The organism is Mycobacterium sp., assembly GCF_036490025.1.
In the GTDB taxonomy this organism is placed as follows: domain Bacteria; phylum Actinomycetota; class Actinomycetes; order Mycobacteriales; family Mycobacteriaceae; genus Mycobacterium.
Genome location: NZ_DASXEP010000061.1, coordinates 1 through 19,874, shown reverse-complemented (window position 1 = coordinate 19,874; position 19,874 = coordinate 1). Strand labels below are relative to the sequence as shown.

Annotated in this window: 21 protein-coding genes and 1 pseudogene; 15 read left to right on the top strand and 7 right to left on the bottom strand. The window is 65.5% G+C overall.

Features of this window, described 5'->3' with window-relative positions:
• Nucleotides 1-10: 10 nt before the first annotated feature.
• On the top strand, nucleotides 11-1,447 hold the full coding sequence (locus tag VGG53_RS06915) for an amidase (RefSeq protein ID WP_331517284.1): 1,437 nt from the start codon (nucleotides 11-13) through the stop codon (nucleotides 1,445-1,447).
• Here VGG53_RS06915 and VGG53_RS06910 read toward each other — a convergent pair.
• The gene (locus VGG53_RS06910) at nucleotides 1,413-1,832 is read right to left on the bottom strand and encodes a MarR family transcriptional regulator (RefSeq protein WP_331517283.1); all 420 of its coding nucleotides are present in this window, start codon (nucleotides 1,830-1,832) and stop codon (nucleotides 1,413-1,415) included. The two genes, VGG53_RS06915 and VGG53_RS06910, sit on opposite strands and share 35 nt — an antisense overlap.
• 45 nt (nucleotides 1,833-1,877) lie before the next feature.
• Here VGG53_RS06910 and VGG53_RS06905 point away from each other — a divergent pair, with 45 nt between their 5' ends.
• The gene (locus tag VGG53_RS06905) at nucleotides 1,878-2,558 is read left to right on the top strand and encodes a class I SAM-dependent methyltransferase (protein WP_331517281.1); all 681 of its coding nucleotides are present in this window, start codon (nucleotides 1,878-1,880) and stop codon (nucleotides 2,556-2,558) included.
• 20 nt (nucleotides 2,559-2,578) lie between these two features.
• Here the strand turns inward: VGG53_RS06905 and VGG53_RS06900 are convergent, their stop codons facing one another.
• Nucleotides 2,579-3,247 carry an HAD family hydrolase gene (locus VGG53_RS06900; RefSeq protein WP_331517280.1) on the bottom strand — a complete coding sequence of 223 codons (669 nt, stop codon included), beginning with the start codon at nucleotides 3,245-3,247 and terminating at the stop codon, nucleotides 2,579-2,581.
• 160 nt (nucleotides 3,248-3,407) lie between these two features.
• Here VGG53_RS06900 and VGG53_RS06895 point away from each other — a divergent pair, with 160 nt between their 5' ends.
• The 3 genes from VGG53_RS06895 (at nucleotide 3,408) to VGG53_RS06885 (ending at nucleotide 6,544) form a co-directional block, all read left to right on the top strand.
• Nucleotides 3,408-3,935, top strand: a complete 528-nt coding sequence (locus VGG53_RS06895) for a DUF1360 domain-containing protein (RefSeq protein WP_331517297.1) — start codon at nucleotides 3,408-3,410, stop codon at nucleotides 3,933-3,935.
• A 25-nt stretch (nucleotides 3,936-3,960) separates the two neighbouring features.
• A complete protein-coding gene (locus tag VGG53_RS06890) occupies nucleotides 3,961-4,374 on the top strand; it encodes a ChaB family protein (protein WP_331517279.1) in 414 nt (137 codons plus the stop codon).
• Nucleotides 4,375-4,435: 61 nt separating this feature from the next.
• Nucleotides 4,436-6,544, top strand: a complete 2,109-nt coding sequence (locus tag VGG53_RS06885) for a catalase (RefSeq protein WP_331517277.1) — start codon at nucleotides 4,436-4,438, stop codon at nucleotides 6,542-6,544.
• Between the two features lie 19 nt (nucleotides 6,545-6,563).
• Here the strand turns inward: VGG53_RS06885 and VGG53_RS06880 are convergent, their stop codons facing one another.
• Entirely contained in the window at nucleotides 6,564-7,358 is a 795-nt protein-coding gene (locus VGG53_RS06880) for an SDR family oxidoreductase (protein WP_331517276.1), read from the bottom strand.
• Nucleotides 7,359-7,657: 299 nt separating this feature from the next.
• Between VGG53_RS06880 and VGG53_RS06875 the strand changes: the two genes are divergently transcribed.
• Entirely contained in the window at nucleotides 7,658-8,593 is a 936-nt protein-coding gene (locus tag VGG53_RS06875; protein WP_331517275.1) for a lysophospholipid acyltransferase family protein, read from the top strand.
• Nucleotides 8,594-8,688: 95 nt separating this feature from the next.
• On the opposite strand, the gene VGG53_RS06870 is transcribed toward VGG53_RS06875, so the two are convergent.
• Complete coding sequence (locus VGG53_RS06870; RefSeq protein ID WP_331517273.1) at nucleotides 8,689-8,931, bottom strand: CsbD family protein; 243 nt, start codon at nucleotides 8,929-8,931, stop codon at nucleotides 8,689-8,691.
• A gap of 283 nt (nucleotides 8,932-9,214) precedes the next feature.
• Here VGG53_RS06870 and VGG53_RS06865 point away from each other — a divergent pair, with 283 nt between their 5' ends.
• The 5 genes from VGG53_RS06865 to rlmN all read left to right on the top strand — a co-directional run bounded on the left by VGG53_RS06865 (nucleotide 9,215) and on the right by rlmN (nucleotide 14,421).
• Complete coding sequence (locus tag VGG53_RS06865; RefSeq protein ID WP_331517272.1) at nucleotides 9,215-10,708, top strand: FAD-dependent oxidoreductase; 1,494 nt, start codon at nucleotides 9,215-9,217, stop codon at nucleotides 10,706-10,708.
• A 191-nt stretch (nucleotides 10,709-10,899) separates the two neighbouring features.
• Nucleotides 10,900-11,691, top strand: coding sequence for a UMP kinase (pyrH, locus tag VGG53_RS06860; protein ID WP_331517271.1), 792 nt, complete (start codon nucleotides 10,900-10,902; stop codon nucleotides 11,689-11,691).
• 121 nt (nucleotides 11,692-11,812) lie between these two features.
• Nucleotides 11,813-12,370, top strand: coding sequence for a ribosome recycling factor (gene frr, locus VGG53_RS06855; RefSeq protein ID WP_331517296.1), 558 nt, complete (start codon nucleotides 11,813-11,815; stop codon nucleotides 12,368-12,370).
• Nucleotides 12,371-12,438: 68 nt separating this feature from the next.
• Entirely contained in the window at nucleotides 12,439-13,305 is an 867-nt protein-coding gene (locus tag VGG53_RS06850; RefSeq protein WP_331517295.1) for a phosphatidate cytidylyltransferase, read from the top strand.
• A gap of 12 nt (nucleotides 13,306-13,317) precedes the next feature.
• The gene (gene rlmN / locus VGG53_RS06845) at nucleotides 13,318-14,421 is read left to right on the top strand and encodes a 23S rRNA (adenine(2503)-C(2))-methyltransferase RlmN (protein ID WP_331517270.1); all 1,104 of its coding nucleotides are present in this window, start codon (nucleotides 13,318-13,320) and stop codon (nucleotides 14,419-14,421) included.
• A 53-nt stretch (nucleotides 14,422-14,474) separates the two neighbouring features.
• Here the strand turns inward: rlmN and VGG53_RS06840 are convergent, their stop codons facing one another.
• The gene (locus VGG53_RS06840; protein WP_331517269.1) at nucleotides 14,475-14,729 is read right to left on the bottom strand and encodes a DUF2631 domain-containing protein; all 255 of its coding nucleotides are present in this window, start codon (nucleotides 14,727-14,729) and stop codon (nucleotides 14,475-14,477) included.
• A gap of 69 nt (nucleotides 14,730-14,798) precedes the next feature.
• Here VGG53_RS06840 and dxr point away from each other — a divergent pair, with 69 nt between their 5' ends.
• Genes dxr through VGG53_RS06820 form a run of 4 tightly spaced genes read left to right on the top strand, consistent with a single transcriptional unit; the run spans nucleotide 14,799 to nucleotide 19,304 of the window.
• Nucleotides 14,799-15,992, top strand: coding sequence for a 1-deoxy-D-xylulose-5-phosphate reductoisomerase (dxr, locus tag VGG53_RS06835; protein WP_331517268.1), 1,194 nt, complete (start codon nucleotides 14,799-14,801; stop codon nucleotides 15,990-15,992).
• On the top strand, nucleotides 15,989-17,194 hold the full coding sequence (locus VGG53_RS06830) for a M50 family metallopeptidase (RefSeq protein ID WP_331517266.1): 1,206 nt from the start codon (nucleotides 15,989-15,991) through the stop codon (nucleotides 17,192-17,194). Before dxr ends, VGG53_RS06830 begins: the two co-directional genes overlap by 4 nt.
• Before the next feature lie 53 nt (nucleotides 17,195-17,247).
• Nucleotides 17,248-18,405 carry a flavodoxin-dependent (E)-4-hydroxy-3-methylbut-2-enyl-diphosphate synthase gene (gene ispG / locus VGG53_RS06825; protein ID WP_331517265.1) on the top strand — a complete coding sequence of 386 codons (1,158 nt, stop codon included), beginning with the start codon at nucleotides 17,248-17,250 and terminating at the stop codon, nucleotides 18,403-18,405.
• A gap of 44 nt (nucleotides 18,406-18,449) precedes the next feature.
• Nucleotides 18,450-19,304 (top strand): GNAT family N-acetyltransferase, encoded by an 855-nt coding sequence (locus tag VGG53_RS06820; RefSeq protein ID WP_331517264.1) that lies wholly within the window; start codon nucleotides 18,450-18,452, stop codon nucleotides 19,302-19,304.
• A 28-nt stretch (nucleotides 19,305-19,332) separates the two neighbouring features.
• Here VGG53_RS06820 and VGG53_RS06815 read toward each other — a convergent pair whose 3' ends face one another.
• Both VGG53_RS06815 and VGG53_RS06810 read right to left on the bottom strand, forming a co-directional pair.
• On the bottom strand, nucleotides 19,333-19,686 hold the full coding sequence (locus VGG53_RS06815) for a CopG family ribbon-helix-helix protein (RefSeq protein WP_331517262.1): 354 nt from the start codon (nucleotides 19,684-19,686) through the stop codon (nucleotides 19,333-19,335).
• A pseudogene (locus tag VGG53_RS06810) lies at nucleotides 19,683-19,874 on the bottom strand (hypothetical protein); the annotation flags it as partial. The gene VGG53_RS06815 and the pseudogene VGG53_RS06810, both read right to left, overlap by 4 nt.

Genomic DNA, 19,874 nt, shown 5'->3' with positions numbered 1-19,874 from the left:
CATCAGCCGAATGCGACACGTTCACGCATTCGGAGACGACGCGCTCGGTCAGCTCGATGCCGTCGGTGTGGTCGAGGCGCTCACATCTGGCCGCGTCGGCAGGGCCGAGGTCGTCGAGGCCGCCATCGCCCGTACCGAGGCGGTCAACCCCGCCCTAAACGGGTTGGCGTACCAGGCATTCGACCGGGCCCGCGCCCAAGCTGAAGCGCCGCCGAAGCCCGGCTTCTTCAGCGGGGTGCCGACCTTCGTGAAGGACAACGTCGACGTCGCCGGGCTGCCGACGATGCGGGGCACCGACGCCTGGCCGCCGCGCCCCGCGCAGGCCGACAGCGATTTCGCGCGGACATACCTGGCCACCGGGCTGATACCACTGGGCAAGACCCAGCTGTCGGAGTATGGATTCAGCGCCTCGGCCGAGCACCCACGGCTCGGGTCGGTGCGTAATCCGTGGAACACCGACCACACCGCCGGCGCCTCGTCGTCGGGTTCCGGCGCGTTCGTCGCGGCCGGCGCAGTGCCGATCGCTCATGCCAACGACGGCGGCGGCTCGATCCGAATTCCTGCGTCCTGCAACGGACTTGTCGGCCTGAAGCCGTCGCGCGGCCGGCTGCCGCTGGACAAAGAGGTGAGCCGGATGCCGATTCGCGTCGTGGCCAACGGCGTGCTCAGCCGATCGGTCCGCGACACTGCGGCGTTTTACCGTGAGGCCGAACGCGTTTGGCGCGCGCCGAAACTGCCGCCGATCGGCGACGTAGCGCACGCCGGCGCGCAGCGATTGCGGGTCGCCGTCGTCACGCGTTCGCTGTTGCGGGAATGCACCCCCGAAATGCGCGAGCTGACGCTGAAGTCGGCGGGGCTGCTCGAAGAACTGGGCCACCGCATCGATCATCTCGAAAAGCCACCGGTACCAGACAGTTTCGCCTCCGACTTTGTGCTGTACTGGGGGCTGCTGGCGATGGGCCAGATCCAGCAGAACCGGCACGACATCAACGGGTTCGACGTCAATCGACTCGACAACTTGACACGCGGCCTGGATCGGCACGCGCGGCGCAATCTGCACCGCATTCCGCTGGCGCTCGTGCGGTTGGCTCGCGCCCGGCGGTATACGGTACGGCTGGCTCGCAGCTATGACCTGGTGCTGACCCCGACGTTGGCCGACGAGCCGCCGCGGATCGGGTATCTCGACCCGACCGCGGACTATCAGCAGATCATCGATCGCCTGGAGGAGTGGGTGGCATACACCCCGTTGCACAACGTCACCGGTGAACCCGCCATCTCGTTGCCCCTGGCGATGTCCGCCAACGGGTTGCCGGTGGGGATGATGTTCTCTGCGCCGACGGGACAGGAAGCCCGGTTGCTGGAAGTGGCCTACGAACTCGAAGACGCCCGACCGTGGGCGCGCATCCAAGACGTTAGTCGGGAGCCAGTGCCGCCAGCATCCGTTTGAACTCGCGCCGTTCTGCTGGCGACAGCTTGGCCAACACGCGGGCGTCGGCCTGCCGCACGGCAGCCTCGGCGCGTCGCAACAGCGACCGACCGTCGCCGGTGAGCGACGCCGGAAGCGCACGGCCGGACGCCACCGACGCGGGCCGGCTCACCATCTGTGCGTTCTCCAACCGGTGCAGCACCGTGTTCATCGCCTGCGGCGAGACGTTGCCCAGCCGGGCCAACTCGGCGCTGGACGCTCCCGGGCTCATGGATAGCATTCGCATGCAAACGAATTCGGGCAGCGAGATACCAAGCGGGCTCAGCGCGGCGGCCACCTCGGGTCTCAGCGTCGACATCGCCTGGTGTAACAGGTAGCCAAGCGGCGCGTCCTCAGTTGTGCCCATATCAACGATCTTGACACATATCAGCCCTGTTGATATATCTGGGGTATGACTGAAGCTCAGGAATTCGATTTTGACTTTGACCCGGCCTACCGCGGCGAGGCCACCCAGATCGGGGCGGGCGTTCGACCGCCCTGGAGTCTCGGAGAGCCGCAACCGGAGATTGCCGCGCTCATCGACCAGGGCAAGATCACGGGTGACGTGCTCGACGCCGGCTGCGGCGAGGCGGCGCTGGCGCTGCACATGGCCGCCCTGGGGCACAACACGGTGGGATTGGACGCCTCGCCCACCGCGATCGCCTTGGCCAAGGCCGAGGCCGCCAGGCAGGGGCTGACGACAGCCTCGTTCGAGGTGGCCGACATTTCCGCGTTTACCGGCTACGACGGCCGATTCGACACCATCGTGGACAGCACGTTGTTCCATTCCATGCCTGTTGAGCTACGAGACGGCTACCAGCGCTCGATCGTCCGGGCCGCTGCGCCGGGCGCGTCGTACTTCGTGTTGGTCTTCGCCAGGACGGGCGACGGCGGTCCGGCCAACCCGGTCACCGAAGACGAGCTGCGTGACGTGGTCTCGAAGTACTGGGTCATCGACGAGATCCGTCCGGCCCGGATTCACGCCAACTTCGGCGACATCGATCACCCCGAGTTTCCCTTCAAAGAGGTACGCGACGAAGGCAACGGGCGCAAATCCGTGCCGGCCTGGCTACTGTCCGCACACTTGGGCTGACCGGCAAGCGGCGAAAGCCGTCACGTCCCAATGAGTTGGGCGAACTCGTCGAGATGCTCATGCACCTCGAGTGGCCCGGCATAGATGGCCACCGCGCCGGCATGTTCCAAGGCCTCGCGGGTGATCCCGCCACTGAGCACCGCAGCGGCCGGGACACCGGCGCGTCGGGCCGCGAGCACATCCCAAATGGCGTCGCCGAGAAATATCGCCTCGGCGGGGTCGGCCTCAATGCGTCCAAGCGCGGTAGTGACGATGTCCGGATGCGGCTTTGCGTGCTCAGCGTCGGCCGACGACGTCACCGCAGACACCAGGTCGTCGGCGTCGAGGGCGCTTCGCAGCACCGCCAGCTCTTCCTCGCCGGCCGACGTGGCGAGCACCGTTCGCCAGCCTCGTTCTGCGACGGCCTCGAGCAATTCTCGCGCACCGGGGAGGCGACGTATGAGCTGGGCGGAGCCGACGAAGTATTTAGTGTGCAGCTTCTCGACATGCGAGCCGTGCGCATCGGCCAGCTCGTCGCCCAGCAGGACGCGGACCAGGTCCGAGCCTGAGCGCCCGATGAGGCCGAGGATCCGCCAGCACGGTACTTCCTCGCCGACATCGAGAAATGCATGGTGCCAGGCCACCACGTGATGAAAGTTGGAGTCGACCAACGTCCCGTCGACGTCGAAAAGGACGGCGGGTTGCACCATCGCAGCTAGACCTTCCGGTTGATTCGGAGCACATGGTGGGTACCCCGGCCATGACCGGATAACACAGCCAGTCCCACAGCCAACCGGGATACCTGGTTGCCCGGCGTCCGGGGTGGGTAACCCGTGGGCGGGAATCTGCCGAGGAGTGCAAGTGGGCAACATGCGCCAAATTGCCGACGACGCGGCACGGCGTGCGCGTCACGAGGCCGCAACGTATCGCGGCGATGACCCACGCCCGCTGAGCGGCTACCTTGCCATTATGGGCGTCTACAGCGGCATCGTCACATTGGCCGGAGTAACCGCGGCAGCCACCGGACGCACGCTGCCCGAGCGGTGGCGGTTGCAGGACCTTTTGATCGTTAGCCTTGGCGCACACAAGCTTTCGCGCACGCTCAGCAAAGATGCGGTGACCAGCCCGATCAGGGCTCCGTTCGTCCACTATGCAGGCACCGCCGGTCCGGCAGAAGTGCATGAGGAAACGCGGCACTCCAGCCAGCTTCGGCACAGCTTGGGGGAGCTCCTCACGTGTCCGTTCTGCCTGGACATGTGGATGGCGACCGCGTTGGTCATCGGACTGATCTTCGCACCGAGGTTCACCCGTTTGATCGCAGGCAGTTTCACCGCGCTGGCCGGAGCCGACTTTCTGCAACTTGCCTACGCAATGGCGCAGCAGTCGGCCGAGGGTTGACGACACCGAGCTCGAAAGGTTAGCCATGCCGAAGACAACAAAGGGCGGTAAGCCCAAGGCCGACGAGCTGCCCAGCACGTTGGAGCGGTCGAACGCCAAAGCGCAACGCACCTTCACCAAGGCGCACGACGCCGCGGCCGACGAGTACGGCAGCGAAGAGCGCGCCCACCGGGTCGCGTACTCGGCGCTCAAGCGCAGTTTCGAAAAAGTCGGCGACCGTTGGCTTCCCAAGAAAAAGAAAGGCCCATCGGATGCGCGCGCCGAGCGGGGTGGTTTACGCAACCCGATCCCCTCCGCCGAAGGTGTCGACGCCAACGCCAGCAAGAAGCACCTGGTCGACATTGCCCGCCGGCTCGACATACCCGGGCGGTCCACGATGGACAAGTCGCAGTTGGTCGACGCAATCAAGAAGCGCAACCGCCAAGTCCGGGGCTGTTGAGCGCCTCAACGATCTTGCAATCGAACAGGTTTGAAATTTCTAGTGCGGAAGGGAACGCGCGATGGCATCCAAAGATGCAGATGCGAAGCAGCAGCAGCTCCAGGACTACCGGGTCGACGGCGCGACGGGGCACCTGACAACACAGCAGGGCGTTCGTGTCGACCACACCGACGACTCGCTGACCGTTGGCGAACGCGGTCCCACACTGCTGGAGGATTTTCACGCGCGGGAAAAAATCAACCACTTCGACCATGAGCGGATCCCGGAACGGGTGGTGCATGCGCGCGGCGCCGGCGCGTACGGGTATTTCGAACCGTACGACGACTCACTGGCCGGCTATACCGCCGCGAAATTTCTGACCACGCCTGGCACGCAGACACCGGTATTCGTGCGGTTCTCCACCGTGGCCGGCTCCCGCGGATCAGCTGACACGGTGCGCGACGTGCGGGGCTTCGCCACCAAGTTCTACACCGAACAAGGCAACTACGACCTGGTCGGTAACAACTTCCCGGTGTTCTTCATCCAGGACGGCATCAAGTTCCCCGACTTCGTGCATGCGGTCAAGCCGGAGCCGCACAATGAGATTCCGCAGGCGCAATCCGCGCACGACACGTTGTGGGACTTCGTATCGCTGCAGCCCGAAACGTTGCACACGATCCTCTGGCTGATGTCGGATCGGGCGCTGCCGCGCAGCTATCGAATGATGCAAGGCTTCGGCGTGCACACGTTCCGCTTCGTCAACGCCAAGGGCGAAGGCATCTTCGTCAAATTCCACTGGAAGCCGCGGCTCGGCGTGCACTCGCTGATCTGGGACGAATGCCAGAAGGTCGCCGGCAAGGACCCGGATTTCAACCGGCGCGACTTGTGGGAGGCCATCGAGGCGGGTCAGTACCCCGAATGGGAGCTCGGCGTACAGCTGGTGCCGGAGAGCGACGAATTCAACTTTGCGTTTGATTTGCTCGACGCGACGAAAATCATTCCCGAAGAACAAGTTCCGGTCCAACCGGTGGGCAAGATGGTGCTCAACCGCAACCCGGACAATTTTTTCGCCGAGACCGAACAGGTCGCCTTCTGCACCGCCAACGTGGTGCCCGGCATCGACTTCACCAACGATCCGCTACTGCAGGCCCGCAACTTCTCCTACCTCGATACCCAGCTGATTCGTCTGGGCGGCCCGAACTTCGCTCATCTACCGGTGAACCGGCCGGTCGCCGATGTCCGCAACAACCAACGGGACGGCTACGGCCAGAGCACGATTCCGGTCGGCAAGACGAGCTACTTCAAGAACTCGCTGAGTGGAGGTTGTCCCGCGCTGGCCGACGAAGACGTCTTCCGGCACTACACCGAGAAAGTGGAAGGGCACAAGATCCGCGAACGTGCCAAGAGCTTTCAGGACTACTACAGCCAGGCACGGATGTTCTGGAAGAGCATGTCTGCGGTCGAAGCCAAGCACATCGTGGCTGCGTTCGCTTTCGAGCTCGGTCACGTCGAGACCGTGGAAGTCCGCTCGCGCGTCATCGACCAGCTGAACCTGGTCGACCACGACCTCGCGGTCCGGGTCGCCGGGGAAGTCGGCCTGCCTGCACCGAGCGAACAGGAGGTCGACGACAAAATGCCGGCCTCTCCGGCGCTTTCGCAACTCAGCACTGCCACCGACAGCATCGAAACACGCAAGATCGCCGTGCTGGCCGCTGACGGCGTCGACGTGCGCGGGGTCGAGCGCATCGTTGAGGTGCTGCGGAAACGGGGCGCGATACCCGAGGTGCTGGCGCCCAGCGCGGGCGGAACGCTGTCGGGTGGGTCGGGCGGCGAAGTCGCAGTCGACCGATCTTTCACGAGTGTGGCGTCGGTGCTCTACGACGCGGTCGTGGTGCCATGCGGGCCGGAGTCGGTAGAGACACTTGGCAACGACGGGTACGCATTGCATTTCGTCACCGAGGCCTACAAGCACCTCAAAGCCGTGGCGGCATCCGGGGCCGGAATCAAGCTGCTCCGCAAGGCCGGAGTCGACCAGCCACTCGCCGACGGCGAAAAGGTTGTGACCTCCGCAGGTGTGGTGTCGACCACTGCGGCCGAGGACTCCATCCCCGAGCAATTCTTCGAAGACTTCGTATCTGCGCTGGCCAAGCACCGTGCGTGGGACCGGGACACCGACTCCGTGCCGGCCTGATCGCTGAGGCCGGCTTGGCCTAGAGGATCGGCCGCCCGCCGGTGACGGCGATCCGGGCTCCGGAGACATAGCTGGCGTCGTCTGAGGCAAGCAAAACGTAGACCGGGGCCAGCTCGGCCGGTTGACCGGCACGGCCCAGCGGGACGTTGTCCCCGAACGACTTCACTTTTTCTTCGGGCATAGTCGATGGGATCAGCGGCGTCCAGACCGGGCCGGGCGCCACACTGTTGACGCGAATCCCTTTGTCGCCCAGCAGCTGTGCCAGGCTGGCCGAGAAGTTCGCGATGGCAGCCTTGGTGGCCGCATAGGGGGCCAGCGTGGGGTTAGGGCTATCAGAGTTGACCGATGAACTTCCGATGATCGACGATCCCGGACCCATGAACGGGAGCGCGGCCTTGGCGAGGTAGAAGTAGGCACCGACGTTCAACCTGAAGGTGTACTCCCATTCCTCGTCGCTGATCTCGTCGAGGGACTGGTGCATCATCTGAAAGGCGGCGTTGACGACGAGCACGTCGATCTTGCCGCCGAATTCTTTTGCCGCGCGGTCGATGACCGCTCGGCAGTGCGCCGGGTCGGACAGATCACCGGGAACCAATACACATTTCTGGCCGGCGTCCTCGACGTATCGGGCGACGTCTCTGGCGTCGTCGTCTTCGTCGAGGTAGGAGATCAGTACGTCCGCACCTTCGCGCGCGAAGGCAATGGCCACGGCGCGTCCAATGCCGCTGTCACCACCGGTGATGACGGCTTTCTTTCCAAAAAGCCTGCCTGAACCGCGGTAGCTGTCTTCACCGCAATCAGGACGAGGCTCCATCAGGGCTTGAGTACCGGGCGGGTCTTGCTGTTGGGGCGCAATAACTCATCGTCTGTTCCTCTCTGAATCACTTGCGCGTTGCATGGCCGCTGGTAGCGCGCATTGGTTCCGCAAGCTGCGGCTACATGTACTGCCCGGCTACCCGTGGCAGCGAGCAGCTAATCGCCGTCAGCGAAGGGGCGTCTGGACCTTTGAGTCGAGCGCGGTTCGTTTCCGGCAGTCACTGCCGATGCCACGCAAAAGTGTTTCAGGCCGGAGCGAACGGGTATCGCCAAAAATACGCGATTCTTGGAGCATGCATGAGTTCTAGCGATCATAGGGCCCCTGAGGTACGCAAACAGGCGCGACACCAAGCCGTAAAGGCGCGGACCGCGCTGGAGAAGCAACGTCATGGCGAGGGCGGTGGGCTGAGCGGGTGGGTCGCTGAACGAGCAGGTGAATGGGACCTAAGCGGTCAGGATGAGACGACGCTACAACGCCACAAGTTTTTCTGGAACCTGTTGGTGGATTACTGGTTTCGGATGGAGATAGACGGTTGGGAAAATGTCGGAGGTCCGCCTGTCTTGCTGATCGGCATTCACTCCGGCGCACCATTCGTGTGGGACGCCTGGACTGTCGGCTTTCAGTGGTGGCGGCGGTTCGGGCCCGAGCGCACCCTGCACGGAACGGCCCACGACGCGCTGATGGCCATACCGGGGTTCGGGCAGTACTTCCGTTCGATGGGCGTGTTGCCCGCGGCTCCGGACGCTATCGCGACCGCACTGGCCGAAGGGCATGACGTGGCACTGTGGCCCGGCGGCGAGGTGGATTCGTTGCGGCCCTGGAGTGAGCGTGACCGGGCGAACTTGGCGGGTCGCAAAGGCTTTGTGAAAATGGCGATCCGTGCCGGAGTACCTATCGTGCCGATCGCGACGGTCGGCGGGGCCGACGCGATGCCGGTTCTGATCCGCGGGGACCGGCTTTCGCACGCACTGCGACTGGACAAACTGTTGAGACTGAAAGTTTTTCCGCTGGCGATCTCGTTGCCATGGGGAATTGCCCCGGCCGCACTGCCGCAACTGCCGTTGCCGGCCAAGATCAGGACGCGATTCATGCCGGCTATCGAGCTTGATCATGACCTGGCTCGCGCCGATGACGATGAATACGTGGATCGCAAGTATCAAGAGGTCGAAGACAGTATTCAGAGCGGTATGAATGCACTGGCGCGTAAAAGGGCTTTGCCGTTATTCGGCTGAGTTGTGAAGGAAAGTAGCTGCCAACCACCAGGTTTCGGTCGTGGATAAGCATCAGGGCCCGGTCCATAATAGACTGGGCCCTGATGACTGACGATTTAATTCTGGTGAGATTCCTGACGCTTCTCCGCCGTGTCGGCCCCGGCGCGAGCTGACTCGGCTTCGGCTTCCTTCTTTGCAGCGTCGCGCTGCGCTTGCGCCTTGTCCTGCTGAGCCTCGCCCTCTTCCTCGAGGTCCTTGTTGCCTACCACGCTGCCGACGGCCTCTTTGGCCAGGCCCTTGGCGCCCTCGACAACACCCTTGATGGCTTCCTCGGGCCCACTGTTCTTGTCGTCTGACATCGAGTCCTCCTCTGGCTGAACGTCAATACTGCCTCGGTCACCGGCCGACGACCGGTCGGGTCCGGGCTCAGGCGCATGGATCGTTGCCCTACCGCACCGCGATGGGCGGGATTCCCGTGGCGCCGAGCGGCCAAACCTAAAATCAGCGTCGAGGACACTGCGCAGGCCTTCCATCGCTGGTGGAGCGGCGGGCTTAAGCAGGTGTGACGCCGCACACGGCGCTCGGTCTCGGCGGCGCGACGCCGGCGTTTCCGCTCCTAGACGGCCGGGTATGCGGACCAGAATGACATCTTCATTGTGGCTGGCCGGCCGGGACGGCCGGCAAAACAGGTCCGCTCTGGAAAAGCCAACCGCCGACGTGGTCGTGGTCGGCGCGGGGATAGCCGGCCTGGTGACCGCTGTCCTGCTGGCCAGAGCCGGCAAAGACCTGTTGGTGCTGGAGGCCCGCACCGCGGGCGCGGTGACCACCGGCAACACCACCGGCAAGATAAGCCTGCTGCAAGGCAGAAACTTGTCGAAAATCGTGGCGCGCCATGGGACGGACATCGCTCGTGAATACGTCCAAGGCAACCGTGAAGGTCAAGACTGGCTGCTGCGATATTGCGTGATGAACAAGATCCCTGTGCAACGGGAAGACGCCTACACCTACGCGCAGTCCGCAACGGAAGTGCCGTCCGCGCGTGCCGAGTTGGCCGCCGCGCGGCTTGCCGGTCTGGACACCGAATGGGACGACGACGCGGGCGTCCCATTTCCGTACCACGGTGGTGTCCGCTTGGCCGATCAGGCCCAATTCGACCCGATGCCGCTGCTGGACAGCCTGATTGCGGAAATCAACGAGCGGGGCGGCCGACTGGTCGAAGGGTGCCGGGTGCGCTCGGTGTCGCAACATCGCGACGGAGTGCAGCTGCAGGTACGCAGCACAGCGGGCGAGGTGACCGTTGACGCCGGGCAGTGCGTGCTGGCTACTGGAGTCCCGATTTTGGATCGCGGCGGCTTCTTCGCCAGGCTGAAACCGAGTAGGTCGTACTCTTTCGCGTTCGACGTTCCTGGTGAGATCCCTCGGTCGATGTTCCTGTCCGCCGGCTCGCCGACCAGATCGGTGCGCTACGCGCCCTTCGACGGCGGCGAGCGGCTTGTTGTTGCCGGCGCCGGCCACACCGTGGGACGCAAAAGTCCGACCGCGGAGGTCAACGAGTTGTCGGCCTGGGCGCAGACGCACTTTCCCGGTGCCGTGGTAACACACCACTGGTCCGCGCAGGACTACACGCCCATCGACCGATTACCGTATGTGGGACCGGTTCTACCTGGCAACGAAAAGCTGTTTGTTGCAACAGGTTTCAACAAATGGGGGTTGACCGCCGGGGTAGCCGCCGCACTGATCCTCAGCGGCCGGATCCTGGGTGGGCGGATGGACTGGGCCCGCGCGTTCGCGGCGTGGAGTCCCCACGAGATAACCGGGCTCAGCACGGCGCTGGCGGCCAATCTCGAGGTGGGATTTCATATGACCAAAGGTTGGCTTGCGCCGATTGCACGTTCTGGCGCTTCGGTGCGCAACGGCGGGGGCGTGGTTACCGGACCGCCGTGGCGGCTGCAGGCGCAATGCACGGTTGACGGTGTCCAGCAACATGTTTCGCCTGTATGCCCACATCTGGGTGGCATCGTGAATTGGAACGACGTCGACGAATCTTGGGATTGCCCGCTGCATGGATCACGCTTCGCCCCGGACGGCAAGCTCTTGGAGGGACCGGCTACCCGGGGACTCACCGCGTCGCCGTAGCGAGCAGTACTTCCAGCTACGGCCCCGATATCGCTGAGCTGACCGGCCGCTTGATGCCCGATTGATTCGAGTGCCTCAAAGACCTCGACTCCCGGGACGCATCGACGGGCCATAAGGCAGGATGGACCCGGCTATTGGGGGATAGCCGTCGCGGGCACAGCTGGATGGCGTCGTTTCAGGCGAGGAGTTCGATGACGGAGCAGGAGCCGACGAGCGCCAACGGCGCCCACTCATTTTCACCGGATAGCCGGAACTCCAGCGACGCTTCGGCGAGCCGTGCCAAATACACCCGCGTGCTGCTCAAACTCGGCGGTGAGATGTTCGGCGGCGGGGAGGTCGGCCTGGATCCCGATGTAGTGGCGCAGGTTGCGCGCCAGATCGCCGAAGTGGTCCGCACCGGTGTGCAGGTTGCCGTGGTGATCGGCGGCGGCAACTTCTTTCGCGGCGCGCAACTTCAACAGCGCGGCATGGAACGGACCCGTTCGGACTACATGGGCATGCTCGGCACGGTCATGAATAGCCTTGCGCTGCAAGATTTTCTGGAAAGGGAGGGTATCGTCACCCGGGTCCAGACGGCGATCACCATGGGCCAGGTTGCCGAGCCGTACCTTCCGTTGCGGGCGCGTCGCCACTTGGAGAAGGGACGGGTGGTGATCTTCGGCGCCGGCATGGGACTGCCGTATTTCTCCACCGACACGACCGCCGCGCAGCGGGCTTTGGAGATCGGCGCCGAGGTGGTGTTGATGGCCAAGGCCGTCGACGGGGTGTTCGCCGAGGATCCGCGGGTCAACCCGGGGGCTGAGCTGTTCACCGCGATCACCCACCGTGAGGTCATCGACCGAGGTCTGCGGGTGGCCGACGCCACCGCATTCAGCTTGTGCATGGACAATCGGATGCCGATCCTGGTTTTCAACCTGCTGACCGATGGCAATATCGCCCGGGCGGTTGCGGGTGAGAAAATCGGAACACTGGTTACCAGTTGAAGGGAGCAGCGGCGCGGAATTGCCCGCCGACGACGATGCAGAGCGTAGCGATGAGGAGGAGCGGCGGAAATTGCCCGCCGACGACGATGCAGAGCGCAGCGATGAGGAGGAGCGGCGGAAAATGATTGACGAGACTCTCTTCGACGCCGAAGAGAAGATGGAAAAGGCCGTGTCGGTCAGTCGCGACGACCTGTCGACCATCCGGACCGGCCGGGCGAACCCCAGCATGTTCAACCGCATCGTGATCGACTACTACGGTGCGGCCACCCCGATCACCCAGCTGGCCAGCATCAACGTCCCCGAAGCACGGCTGGTCATCATCAAGCCGTATGAGGCCAGCCAGCTTGGAAATATCGAGTCTGCGATCCGCAAGTCGGACCTCGGGGTGAACCCCACCAACGACGGCACCCTGATCCGGGTCGCGGTACCCCAGCTCACCGAGGAACGCCGCCGCGAGCTGGTCAAGCAGGCCAAAGCCAAAGGCGAGGACGCCCGGGTGTCGGTGCGCAACATCCGCCGCAAGGCGATGGAGGAGCTGCACCGCATCCGCAAGGACGGCGAAGCCGGTGAGGACGAGGTCTCGCGCGCCGAGAAGGACCTCGACAAGGCCACCCAGCAGTACGTGACCCAGATCGATGAGCTGGTCAAGCACAAGGAAGGCGAACTGCTGGAGGTCTAGCGGCCGCTCAGCAGACGACGTCCGTGGCAGAGACCGACACCCCCGCAGACACCCCGGCCGGGGGTTCGGTGCACGAGCCACCGCCGAAGAAGCCGAAGAAGTCGCGGGCAGGGCGAAACCTTCCGGCGGCGATCGCCGTGGGTGCCGTCCTCGCGTTCACCATCGTCGCGATCCTGATTTGGGACCGGTATCTGTGGGTACTGCTGGTCGCTGCCGCGATGCCGCTGGCGACGCACGAGGTGGTGCGCAGGCTGCGCGAGGCCGGCTACGTCATACCGGTCATCCCGCTGCTGGTAGGCGGCCAACTGATGATCTGGCTGACTTGGCCGTTCCATGCGGCCGGTGCGCTGGCCGGCTTCGGCGTCACCGCTGTGGTCTGTATGTTCTGGCGGCTGGCGCAGAGCGGTTCGCCCGCAGCGGCCGGCGCCGCCTCGGCGTCGGGGAATTATCTTCGCGACGTCGCGGCCACAGTGTTTCTGGCCGCCTGGGTGCCGCTGTTCGCGTCCTTCAGCGTGCTGCTGGTCTATCCGTCCAACGGTTCGGGCCGGGTGTTCTGCCTGATGATCGGCGTGGTCTGTTCCGACGTCGGCGGTTATGCCGTCGGGGTGCTGTTGGGTAAACATCCGATGGTCCCGTCGATCAGCCCGAACAAGTCGTGGGAGGGCCTGGCCGGCTCACTGCTGTTCGGCATCACCGCGACCACTTTGTCCGCGACCCTGCTGGCGCATAAACCGGCTTGGATCGGTCTGTTGCTGGGCCTGACGATCGTGGTCACCGCTACCCTCGGCGACCTGGTGGAATCACAAATCAAGCGTGACCTGGGCATCAAGGACATGGGCCGCATCCTGCCCGGCCACGGCGGCCTGATGGACCGGCTGGATGGAGCACTGCCATCGGCGGTGGCCACCTGGACCGTCCTGACGCTGTTGCCCTAAGGTTCGGCGCGCATGAAACATCAGCTGGTATTCGAACCACCGCGCCGCGCGCTGCCGCCGCGCCATCTGGCCGACCTCGACGAGGCCGAGTCGATCGCGGCCGTCGCGGCGCTGGGCCTGCCGCGATTTCGGGCCAACCAGCTCGCGCATCAGTATTACGGCCGCCTGATCGCCGACCCGCAGCAAATGACCGACCTGCCGGCCGCGGTCCGCGGCCAGGTGGCCGAGGCGCTGTTCCCGAAGCTGTTGACGCCGGCCCGCGAGGTCACCTGCGACGCCGGTCAGACCCGCAAGACGCTGTGGCGGGCCGTCGACGGCACCACCACCTTCGAGTCGGTGCTGATGCGCTACCGGCAGCGCCACACGGTGTGCATCTCGTCGCAGGCAGGCTGCGGTATGGCCTGCCCGTTCTGCGCGACCGGGCAGGGCGGTCTGACGCGCAACCTGTCGACCGCCGAGATCCTCGAGCAGGTGCGCGCCGCGGCCGCGGTGCTGCGTGACGAGTGGGGCGACCGGTTGTCCAACATCGTCTTCATGGGGATGGGGGAGCCGCTGGCCAACTACGCCAGGGTGCTCGCGGCGGTTCGTCGCATCATCGCGTCGTCGGACAAATCCGCCGGCTTCGGCATCTCGGCGCGGTCGGTGACGGTGTCGACGGTCGGCCTGGCGCCGGCCATCCGCAAACTCGCCGACGAGCGGCTCGGGGTGACGTTGGCCCTGTCACTGCACGCCCCGGACGACGAGCTGCGCGACACCCTGGTGCCGGTCAACAATCGGTGGAAGGTCAGCGAGGCGCTGGATGCGGCCCACTACTATGCCGAGCAGACCGGTCGGCGGGTGTCGGTGGAGTACGCGCTGATCCGCGACGTCAACGACCAGCCCTGGCGGGCGGACCTGCTGGGCAAACGGCTGCACCGCGCGTTGGGCCCGCTCGTGCACGTGAATTTGATTCCGCTGAACCCCACGCCGGGCAGCGACTGGGACGCCAGCCCGAAAGCCGTGGAGCGGGAGTTCGTTCGACGGGTCCGCACGGCCGGAGTGACCTGCACGGTGCGCGACACCCGCGGACGCGAGATCGGCGCCGCATGCGGCCAGTTGGCCGCCGAAGGCGGGTAGCTGGAGCGCATGCGCATTGGGCGAGGCATGCGGCCAGTTGGCCGCCGAGCTGCCTACCTGAGCCAGCCGCGGCGGCGGCCCCACCAGTCGCGCACGACGAAGAAGAGGGCCAACACCGCGAAGCCGAGCACCCACAGGTCCTCGACGTGGCCGACGTGATTGTCGTGCAAGAAGGCCAGCAGAAGCAGGAAGATCACCAGGCCTGTCACACGCCAGTTGTGGTCGTTGATTTTGCTCCAGCCCCAGTTCGCCGACGGCACATCAGCGACGTCGACCGCGTCGGAGCGCTCCACCTCGGTACTGGCCACGGCAAACTCCTCGGGTAGGGATCGGGATGCCTGCACATTCTGGCATATCGAGATTCGTCGGACGCGCCGGTGGCGCGGCACAATGAGTGGGTGTCCAACCGCCGCCTCAAGACCCTGGTGCTGGGCAGTACCGGCTCCATCGGCACCCAGGCGCTCGAGGTCATCGCCGCCAACCCCGACCGCTTCGAGCTGGTAGGGCTGGCCGCTGGGGGCGGTCACCCCGAGCTGTTGGCCCAGCAGCGCACGCAGACCGGGGTGACCAACCTCGCCGTCGCCGACGAGCGCGCCGCGCAGGCGATCGGCGAGGTCACCTACCGCGGACCCGACGCGGTCATCCGGCTGATCGAGAACACCGAAGCCGACGTCGTGCTCAACGCGCTGGTCGGCGCACTCGGGTTGCAGCCCACGCTGACCGCGCTGGCCTCGGGGGCCAGGCTGGCCCTGGCGAACAAGGAATCGCTGATTGCCGGCGGGCCGCTGGTGCTGGCGGCCGCGAAGCCCGGCCAGATCGTGCCGGTGGACTCCGAGCACTCCGCGCTGGCGCAATGCCTGCGCGGCGGCAGCGCCGACGAGGTCGCCAAGCTGGTGCTGACCGCCTCGGGTGGTCCGTTCCGCAGTTGGTCGGCGGCCGATCTCGAGCACGTCACACCGGAGCAGGCCGGCGCGCACCCGACCTGGTCGATGGGGCCGATGAACACGTTGAACTCGGCGTCGCTGGTCAACAAAGGACTCGAACTCATCGAAGCGCACCTGCTGTTCGGCATCCCGTACCGCCGCATCGAGGTCGTCGTGCATCCGCAGTCGATCGTGCATTCGATGGTGACGTTCACGGACGGCTCGACGATCGCACAGGCCAGCCCACCGGACATGAAGCTGCCCATCGCGCTGGCGCTCGGCTGGCCGGACAGAGTGCCGGCCGCCGCACCGGCGTGCGACTTCTCCACCGCGTCTACCTGGGATTTCGAGCCGCTGGACGACCAGGTCTTTCCGGCGGTCGCGCTCGCGCGACAGGCCGGTGAGACCGGCGGCTGCATGACCGCCGTCTACAACGCCGCCAACGAAGAAGCCGCCGAGGCGTTCCTCGCCGGGCGGATCGGATTCTCGGCCATCGTGCGAACAATCGCCGATGTCCTGAGCGCCGCCGACCAATGGGCCGCAGAACCCGCTACCGTGGAAGACGTACTCGACGCGCAGCGCTGGGCCCGTGCTGAGGCCAGACGCCCGATTGAGCGAGCCACACAGGAGGTTCTACCAACTCGATGATGTTCGTAATCGGCATCGTGCTGTTCGCGCTCGCCATCCTGATTTCGGTGGCGTTGCACGAATGCGGCCACATGTGGGTCGCGCTGGCCACTGGGATGAAGGTGCGCCGCTACTTCGTGGGCTTCGGCCCGACGCTGTGGTCGACTCGCCGCGGCGAAACCGAATACGGCCTGAAGGCCATTCCGGCCGGCGGCTTCTGCGACATCGCCGGCATGACGTCGGTCGAGGAACTTGCGCCCGACGAGCGTGACCGCGCGATGTACAAGCAGAAGACCTGGAAACGCGCCGCGGTGTTGTTCGCCGGGCCGGGGATGAACTTCGTCATCGGCCTGGTGCTGATCTACGCCATCGCGGTGATGTGGGGGCTGCCGAACCTGCATCCGACCGCGGTCATCGGCCAAACCGCTTGTGCCGCAGCAGAAATCAAGCAAGGTGACTTCGAGAAGTGCGCCGGGGCCGGGCCGGCGGCCACCGCCGGGGTCCGGGCCGGCGACGTCGTACTCAGGGTCGGCGGCACCCCGGTGACCGACTTCTCCGACATGGCGGCGGTGGTGCAGAAGCTGCACGGCACCGTTCCGGTCGTGATCAAGCGCTACGGCCAGACGATGACCAAATACGTCGACATCGCCCAGCGGCAACGCTGGGTCAGCGACGGCAACGGCGGCGCGAAGCCGGCCACCATCGGCGTGATGGGGGTGGTGGGCACGCAGGCCGGGCCCACCCACTACAATCCGGTCAGCGCGGTGCCCGGCACCTTCACTTTCACCGGCAATCTGACGGTGCTGCTGGGCAAGTCGCTGGTCGCCATTCCGACCAAAGTCGGCGCGCTGGTCCACGCGATCGGCGGCGGGCAGCGTTCGCTCGACACCCCGATCAGCGTCGTCGGCGCGAGCATCATCGGTGGAGACACCGTGGACCACGGCGTCTGGATGGCGTTCTGGTTGTTCCTGGCACAGCTGAACTTCATTTTGGGGGTCATCAACCTGGTGCCGCTGCTGCCGTTCGACGGCGGGCACATCGCCATCGCGGTCTATGAGAAGCTGCGCAACATGATTCGATCGGCCCGCGGCAAAGTCGCGGCGGCGCCGGTGAATTACCTCAAGCTGATGCCGGCAACCTACCTAGTTTTGGTTCTGGTGGTTGGTTACATGCTGTTGACGGTGACCGCCGACGTGGTCAACCCGATCCGACTGTTCCGGTAATACCGGCCTTGGCCCGGCAGGGCGAACCGAAGGAAAGCGAGAGAAGGCAAACAGTGACCACAGGTCTGGGTATGCCGGCAGCTCCGGCGCCCACGCTGGCGCCGCGTCGCAAGACGCGGCAGCTGATGGTCCGAGATGTCGGTGTGGGCAGCGATAGCCGGATTTCGGTGCAGTCGATGTGCACCACCAAAACTCACGACGTCAACACGACCCTGCAGCAGATCGCCGAGCTGACCGCCGCCGGCTGCGACATCGTCCGAGTGGCGTGCCCGCGCCAGGAAGACGCCGACGCGCTGGCCGAGATCGCTGCGCACAGCCAGATCCCGGTGATCGCCGACATCCACTTCCAGCCGAAATACATCTTCGCCGCGATCGACGCCGGCTGTGCCGCGGTGCGGGTAAACCCCGGCAATATCAAGGAATTCGACGGCCGGGTCGGCGAAGTCGCCAAAGCCGCTGGCGCAGCGGGCATTCCGATCCGTATCGGCGTCAATGCCGGCTCGTTGGACAAGCGGTTCATGGAGAAGTACGGCAAGGCGACGCCCGAGGCGCTCGTCGAGTCGGCGCTGTGGGAGGCCTCGCTGTTCGAGGAGCACGGCTTCGGCAACATCAAGATCAGCGTCAAGCACAACGACCCGGTGGTGATGGTGGCGGCCTACGAGCAGCTGGCCGCACAGTGCGACTACCCGCTGCACCTCGGCGTCACCGAGGCCGGTCCGGCCTTCCAGGGCACCATCAAGTCCGCGGTCGCGTTCGGCGCGCTGCTGTCGAAGGGCATCGGCGACACCATCCGGGTGTCGCTGTCCGCGCCACCGGTCGAGGAAGTCAAGGTCGGCACTCAGATTCTCGAGTCGCTGAACCTGCGACCGCGCGGGCTGGAGATCGTGTCCTGCCCGTCGTGCGGCCGGGCCCAGGTCGACGTCTACACCCTGGCCAACGAAGTCACCGCCGGTCTGGACGGGCTCGATGTGCCGCTGCGGGTGGCCGTGATGGGGTGCGTGGTCAACGGGCCGGGGGAGGCGCGCGAGGCCGACCTCGGTGTCGCCTCGGGTAACGGCAAGGGCCAGATCTTCGTGCGCGGCGAGGTGATCAAGACCGTGCCCGAAGCGCAGATCGTCGAGACGCTGATCAAAGAGGCAATGCGATTGGCCGCCGAGCCGGGCGCCGCCGGATCAACGGCGAGCGGTTCGCCGGTTGTGACCGTAAGCTGACACTGGTCTAATCGGGCCAGGTATCCGTCGCAGAAAGAGTCAGAATGTCGGCTCCGCCCATTCGCCGCATGGTTGGCGAGCGACGGGTGTCGGTAGTACGGGACGGCGCCGCGGTGCGCCGTGTTCTCGACGACGACCCGGTGGGCTCGTGCATGGTCGCCGCGCGGGTCGCCGATCACGGCTTGGACCCCAACTCGATTGGCGGGGAGCTGTGGACGCGCCGCGGGCCCAACGAGTCGTTGTGTTACGCCGGCGCCAACCTGATTCCGCTGCGCGGTCGGCTCAACGATCTTTACGCGTTCGCCGATGCGGCGCTGACCGCCTCACGGCGGTGCTCGTCGCTGGTCGGCCGGGCCGAGCTGGTGATGCCGACGTGGCAGCGGCTCGAGCCGGCCTGGGGTCCGGCGCGCGATGTGCGTGACCGCCAGCCGCTGATGTCGCTGACCACGATGCCGAACTGCGCGATCGACCCCGGCGTGCGCCAGGTCAAGCCGGACGAGCTCGACACCTATCTGGTGGCGGCCGTCGACATGTTCATCGGCGAGGTGGGCGTCGACCCGCGACTCGGCGACGGCGGGCGCGGCTACCGGCGGCGGGTCGCCAGTCTGATCGCGGCCGGCCGCGCGTGGGCCCGCTTCGAGAACGGCGAGGTGGTCTTCAAGGCCGAGGTCGGATCGCAGTCACCGACGGTCAGCCAGATCCAAGGGGTGTGGGTGCACCCCGAGTGGCGCGGCCGGGGCCTGGGGACGGCGGGGACCGCCACGCTGGCGGCGGTGGTCGTCGGCACTGGGCGCATCGCCAGCCTGTACGTGAACGACTTCAACACCGTGGCGCGGGCCACCTACGACCGGATCGGCTTCGCCGAGGTCGGCACGTTCGCCACGATCCTGCTGGACTGATACGCGCGTGCGGGCACGCGTGTGACTTCTAAAAGCGGCTTTCTTCACGCTCGATGAACTGCTCAATCGCTTCACGCAACAGTCTCGACGTCCGTACACCACGCCGCTCAGCGATCGTATCCAGCTTGGCGCGAACGCTGACCGAAACACGGGCCTGAACGACCGGCGAATGCGTTCCATCGCCAGACAGCGACTTGCCGCCAGGGATTAGGTTGGCACTGCGTTCTCGCCAGGTGCGTTCGAGTTCCGCGGCCATCTCGGCTGCGCGGGCTTCGGTGAGCCGTTCGCCGTTGACATAGACTTCTTCCTGGTCGAGGTCAATGTCGGAAACCTTCACCTCGTCGCCGATCACGTAGTCGGCAGGGTTTCGCTCCTTGCTCATCGGGTCCACTCCTTCGGTAGTGCGTGGAAAACGATCAGGTCACCGTTGTCGACTTCGATGGCGCCAACCTCAAGAAGGCGCCCGCTGGTATCTCGGCCCTCGTAGATCACCGATTTGTCGTTGCGGACTACGGGGATACCGCAGTGGCGCATGGCCGCGACGATGCGATGCTTGCTGACGCGGTGTTT